Origin of the sequence: Geobacillus sp. FJAT-46040 (assembly GCF_002335725.1) — a bacterium.
GTDB classification, from domain to species: Bacteria; Bacillota; Bacilli; order Bacillales; family Anoxybacillaceae; genus Geobacillus; species Geobacillus thermoleovorans.
Genome location: NZ_NISS01000001.1, coordinates 630,273 through 633,838 on the forward strand (window position 1 = coordinate 630,273; position 3,566 = coordinate 633,838).

Annotated in this window: 9 protein-coding genes; all 9 read left to right on the forward strand. The window is 46.8% G+C overall.

Translation table 11 applies throughout. The annotated features are described in order from the left end of the window. Positions 1-270: head-tail connector protein (locus tag CD000_RS03405; protein WP_096224896.1), on the forward strand; the 270-nt coding region annotated here is incomplete at its 5' end. Between the two features lie 16 nt (positions 271-286). Next, positions 287-424, forward strand: a complete 138-nt coding sequence (locus CD000_RS18410) for a hypothetical protein (RefSeq protein ID WP_158225536.1) — start codon at positions 287-289, stop codon at positions 422-424. Between the two features lie 17 nt (positions 425-441). Beyond that, entirely contained in the window at positions 442-759 is a 318-nt protein-coding gene (locus tag CD000_RS03410; RefSeq protein WP_096224897.1) for a phage head closure protein, read from the forward strand. Then, positions 759-1,205, forward strand: a complete 447-nt coding sequence (locus tag CD000_RS03415) for an HK97-gp10 family putative phage morphogenesis protein (protein ID WP_233130388.1) — start codon at positions 759-761, stop codon at positions 1,203-1,205. The genes CD000_RS03410 and CD000_RS03415 overlap by 1 nt, the downstream gene beginning before the upstream one ends. A 5-nt stretch (positions 1,206-1,210) precedes the next feature. Next, entirely contained in the window at positions 1,211-1,594 is a 384-nt protein-coding gene (gp17, locus tag CD000_RS03420; protein WP_158225537.1) for a tail completion protein gp17, read from the forward strand. A 3-nt stretch (positions 1,595-1,597) separates the two neighbouring features. Next, a complete protein-coding gene (locus tag CD000_RS03425) occupies positions 1,598-2,299 on the forward strand; it encodes a phage tail tube protein (RefSeq protein WP_096224899.1) in 702 nt (233 codons plus the stop codon). Between the two features lie 51 nt (positions 2,300-2,350). Then, the gene (locus CD000_RS03430; protein WP_096224900.1) at positions 2,351-2,656 is read left to right on the forward strand and encodes a hypothetical protein; all 306 of its coding nucleotides are present in this window, start codon (positions 2,351-2,353) and stop codon (positions 2,654-2,656) included. A gap of 29 nt (positions 2,657-2,685) precedes the next feature. Beyond that, on the forward strand, positions 2,686-2,997 hold the full coding sequence (locus tag CD000_RS03435; RefSeq protein WP_096224901.1) for a hypothetical protein: 312 nt from the start codon (positions 2,686-2,688) through the stop codon (positions 2,995-2,997). Between the two features lie 9 nt (positions 2,998-3,006). Further along, positions 3,007-3,566: hypothetical protein (locus tag CD000_RS18415; protein ID WP_158225538.1), on the forward strand; the 560-nt coding region annotated here is incomplete at its 3' end.

The window sequence follows — 3,566 nt, forward strand, 5'->3', positions numbered from 1 at the left end:
GAAGCGAAGCAATGGCTGCGCGTTGAGCATAGTGACGAGGACGGCTTAATTAGTACGCTGATTAATGCGGCAGAAAAATACTTGTTCAATGCAACAGGGAATACGTTTGACAGTACCAATGAGTTGGCTAAGCTGTTTTGCTATGTGCTAGTGACCGACTGGTACGAAAACCGCGAGATGATCGGCAAAACGAGCGAAAAAGTGCGGCATACGGTCGAGAGCATCGTGGCGCAGTTGACTCATTGCTACGATAGCACAACGACAACGTAGAAAGGGGGAAGGATTCATGAGCGAGAAAACTGAAAAGCGCGTTGAGAAGGAACTCAAAAGCCTTATCTTAGTGTCTCCAGCGGGGCATAAATACGAAGTGACGGTGTCGGATGCGGGAAATTTGATTGTGACGCATAAAGCCAATGAGACATGATGAGGCGGTGATATGACATGGATCCTGGGTTGCTCCGTCACCGCATCACTATTCAACAAAAAACAAGGGTGCAGAACGAATATGGAGAAGAAATAGCGGATTGGGTGGATGTAGCAAGTGTATGGGCGAGTGTCAATCCAATCAGCGGGCGAGAATTTTTTGCAGCCGAAGCCGTCAACAGCGAAGTGACGCACAAAATCAATATGCGCTACAGAAGCGGCATAACGCCGGATATGAGGGTTAAATTTAAGGAGCGGTATTTTCAGATTATCGCCGTCATGAACTTGCAAGAAAAAAATGCAGAACTCCAGCTTCTATGCAAGGAGTTGGTATAGTGTCAAAATTTGAGATTGTAGGCTTAAAAGAGCTGGAAAGAAGTTTAAAGCGTCTTGGTGATGTCCCGCAAAAATACGTAACAAAAGCGTCAAGAAAGGCGATGACGATCGCGTTGCGCAGCGCGAAAGCAAACGCTCCCGTTGATACGGGGGAACTGAAAAGCGGACTCAAGCTTGTCGGTGAGCGATCGCGTTTTAAAGGCAAAAAGGTGTATCAAGTGACGTTTGACCGGGCGAAGAACGATATTTTTCAAAAAAGAAACAAAGATGGGGAGATTATTGCATACTACCCAGCGTCGCAGGAGTATGGTTTTTTTGCCCGAAACGGAAGGTACATTCCAGGCTATCACTTTTTAGAAAACGCACTTGTGGAAAATACGGACAAGATTGCCAATACGATTATTTCCGAGATGGGGAAACAGATTGACGAGGCATTGAAGGGGTGATGCGGTTGGAAAAGGCGTTGCGATATGAATTGAACCGGATTAATGAGATCGCGAATAAAATCTACCCAACCAACGCCCCGGAAGGACAAAAACCTCCGTATCTTGTGTATATTCTTTCGTCGTACAGACAGACCAAAACACTGGATAGAGTTGAGAACGACGTGAAGGTCAGCTATCTCCTCAATATCCTTGCTTCCTCATACGAGGAGATGAAGAGGATTACAAAAAAAGTGAAAGATACGGCGGTTGGGTTTCAGGCAAGGCAAATCGGCACGGAAAATATACAGGTTGGAGATGTAACTATTAACAATATTACAGAAACATACGAGAGTGAGTTGCAGCTTTATCGAGGGATTATCGACGTTACATTTTGGATCAAGGAGGTATAATCAATGGCACAATTGGCAATGGGTACGAAATTGATGGTAGGTGCATATAGCATCGCAGAATTAACATCGATCGGTGGGATGGAATTAAGCGCAGACACGGTTGAAACGACTACGTTAGACAGTGGCGGTTGGAGAACGTTTATGCAAGGGTTGAAAGACGGCGGGGAAGTCAGTGTAGAAGGATACTTTAACCCCGGCGACACGAACGGCCAAATCGCTCTTTACAACTCGTTTACCGGTGGCACTCTGCTGTCCTATACCATTTTGTTTCCTTTTGGTGCCTCTTGGACTTTCAGCGGGATTGTGACGAAAGTCTCTACGAAAGCTGACTTGGAGGACTCCGTCCCGTTCGAAGCGACCATCAAGGTATCCGGTCAGCCGTCATTGGGCTTAACAGCTTCTGCGGGGCTTACTGGATTGAGCTTGTCCGGCACAGGCGGTTCTCTAACACCAACGTTCAATACAAACACATATCTATATGCGTTCAGCGGCTTAACCAGCACATCGTTCACGGTCACTGCAACCGGCGCTGGTCAGACCATCGCAATGTATGTAGACGGCGTGTTTGTACAAAACTTGACAAGCGGTACGGCATCCGGCGCTGTATCAATCACGAGCATTGGTTCGAAAAAGGTGACTATTGTAGCGAACGAACCAAACAAAGCGCCTAAAGTGTATGAAGTGACTGTGGTGAAAACGGCGTAAGACTAGAGGGTTTCCTCTAGTCTTTTTCATTATTATTGAGGAGGGAAAGAAATGTATACGCCAATTCAATTGGATAAAGTGCGCAATTTCCGATACGGAATGAAAGCGATGCACTTGATTGAACAGAAGTTGAAAAAACCCATCTCGAAAATTGATTTTGACAACCTGACGATGGGTGATTTAGCGACCATTCTGTGGGCTGGGCTTGTGCATGAAGACCCGAAGCTAACGCCTGAAAAAGTGATGGACTTGGTCGATGAGTATTCAAGTTTAGTAAAAGTGACAAAAGCGATGGATGAAGCCTTCCGATATGCGATGGGCGAGCCGGACGAGGAAGGGAAAGAAGAAAAAAACTAGAGAAAGGCAGCGACGGCGAGGATTTTTCGGTGAAATCGGCGCTTGAAACAGCTGCCACGATCGGGATGTCTTTATTGGAATTTTGGGAATTGACTCCTTATGAATTAAGCCTAGTGGCGGAATCGTACATCGAGAATCTACAGAGGGAGTATGAAGAAAAAGTAGCTCTCGCGTATATGAATGCCTTGTGGACGGCGCAATTTATGTTCGGAAAAAGAAAACCTCCAAGCCTGGAAGAAATCTTGAAAAAAGGAAAGAAAGAGCAGAAGAAGATGACTCCAGAGCAGATATTCGAAGAAGTGAAACGGATGAATGCGGCGCTCGGCGGAACAGTCTATTGAGGAAAGGCGGTGATTGGTATCGCTACGAAAAACCTTTTAATCCGCGGCGGAGCGGACTTTAGCCGGCTGAAAAAAGAATTGCAGAACACACAGCAAAAAATCGACTCATTTGCACAACGGGTGAAAAGATCGTTAAGTGTCGTCGGGGCGACGATGGCAACTGTGGGCACGGCGATCGGAGCCGGATTTATGTTATCCCCAGCAATTAAGGATGCGGCCAAGTTCGAGGCGCTGATGGGCACGTTGAGTGAAACGCTTGGCGACAGCATGAAAGATTTTATTAAATGGCAAAACACCGTCGGGGCATCGCTTGGGTTCTCGAAACTCCAATCCGCCGAGCTGGCGAATACGTTATCGCTGAACGTTAAACAGATTGCCACAAGCCAACAAGATTTGATGGAAAAAACCACAAAAATGATGGAAGCGGCGGCCATCATCGCCAACAAACGTGGAATGAGCATGACTGAAGTAGCTGATCGTATCCGGTCTGCGATGAACCAAGAGGCAGACGGCGCAGACGAACTCGGAGTCAATGTCCGTGTGGCGGCGATTCAGGCGTCGAATGCGTA